Origin of the sequence: Shewanella sp. NKUCC06_TVS (assembly GCF_019345515.1) — a bacterium.
Taxonomy (GTDB): Bacteria; Pseudomonadota; Gammaproteobacteria; order Enterobacterales; family Shewanellaceae; genus Shewanella; species Shewanella oncorhynchi.
On the sequence record NZ_JAHKQX010000049.1, the window covers coordinates 1 to 310 of the forward strand.

At 41.0% G+C, this 310-nt stretch carries 1 rRNA gene; it reads left to right on the forward strand.

Going from position 1 to position 310, the window contains the following annotated elements:
* Positions 1–216: 216 nt before the first annotated feature.
* Positions 217–310, forward strand: a 16S ribosomal RNA gene (locus KO531_RS22265); the annotation flags it as partial.

A 310-nucleotide genomic window follows, 5' to 3' on the forward strand; every position in this document is an offset into this window, starting at 1 on the left:
ATAAAACAAGAAATCTGTGTGGACACTCACAGGTGTTGAGTTAATCGAAACTGCTTAACCTTCGGGTTGGCAGTCAAAAATTTAAATCAATGTAACAATGAGTGTTCATAGTAATATGTACAGTTTGTTTCAGACCTTCTTTTATAGGGAGTGCGAGAAACAAAAAATCAGAATTCATTGAGCCGCTGAAGTCGTAAGACGGAAGCAACAAAACTTTAATTGAAGAGTTTGATCATGGCTCAGATTGAACGCTGGCGGCAGGCCTAACACATGCAAGTCGAGCGGCAGCACAAGGGAGTTTACTCCTGAG